Raw genomic sequence first — 1289 nt, forward strand, 5'->3', positions numbered from 1 at the left:
TTGTCGATCCGCGCGCGCTGAAGGGCAACCCCGACAAGGCGCGACGTTCCAAGTCCAGCCCGCAAGCCGACGCATTGCTGCTGGCGACCATTCGCGCCGTCGGTATCGTGCAGCCGCCCGTCGTTGTACCCGAATCCGATGGCGGCAACGGCTTCGTCATCGATGCCGGCCATCGCCGGGTCAAGCAGGCCATTGCCGCCGGGCTTGAAGAGATCGCGGTGCTGGTGGTCGAGCGCGCCGAAGATGGCGGCGCCATGCGCTCGCTCGCCGAAACGCTTGCGCATGAACAGCTCAATCCCGTCGATCAGTGGCGGGCGATCGAGCGTTTGCTCGCGCTCGGATGGACCGAGGAAGCGATCGCCGTCGCCCTGGCTCTGCCGGTTCGCCAGATCCGCAAGCTTCGTCTGCTCGCGAATATCCTGCCGGCGATGCTCGATCAGATGGCCAAGGGCGATATGCCCAATGAGAGCCAGCTGCGCACCATCGCTTCTGCCTCGCTCGAGGACCAGAAGGAGGTCTGGAAGAAGCACAAGCCCTCGAAGGCCGACCCCAAAGTGTCCTGGTGGAGCGTGACACAGGACCTGCAGAAGACCCGCATGTATGCCCGCGATGCCAGCTTCGGCGATGAGCTGGCGCAGGCCTACGGGATTGCCTGGGTCGAGGATCTGTTCGCCCCGGCCGATCAGGACAGCCGCTACACCACCGACGTCGAGGCGTTCCTGGGCGCGCAGCAGGAGTGGATGACGCAGAACCTGCCCAAGAAGGGGTCATCACCGAGACCAACAATTGGGGCCAGCCGGAACTGCCGAAGAAGGCGGAGCGCGTCTATGGCAAGCGGGGCAAGTCCGACCATACGGCCCTGTACCTCGATCGCGAGGGCAAGGTGCAGACGGTGCATTTCCGTATGCCGGAGGCGAAGAAGCCGAAGAAGGGCGAACAGCCGGTCGGGGAGGGCGACGATGCTGCGATCGTCGTGAAGGCCCGTCCAGATGTCACCCGCAAGGGCATCGAGATGATCGGTGATCTGCGCACCGATGCTCTGCATGAAGCGCTGTCGCGGGCTCCGATCGATGACGACACGCTGATGGCGCTGTTGGTTCTGGCGTTCGCAGGGCAGAACGTGACGGTGGCGTCCGGCACGCGCGACATCTCGTATTACGGGGCTGCCGGCCTAGGCGAACATGCCGCCTGCCTGTTCGACCAGGAGGGCAAGCTCGACTTCGACATGGACACGCTTCGCGTCGCCGTGCGCTCGCTCCTGATCGACGTCTTGTCGTGCAGGGAAAACC

Annotated in this window: 1 pseudogene; it reads left to right on the forward strand. The window is 64.5% G+C overall.

The features are described from left to right. Positions 1 to 1289 (forward strand): annotated as a pseudogene (locus FJ980_RS32310) (ParB N-terminal domain-containing protein); the annotation flags it as partial.

The organism is Mesorhizobium sp. B1-1-5, from assembly GCF_006443065.1.
Lineage (GTDB): Bacteria > Pseudomonadota > Alphaproteobacteria > Rhizobiales > Rhizobiaceae > Mesorhizobium.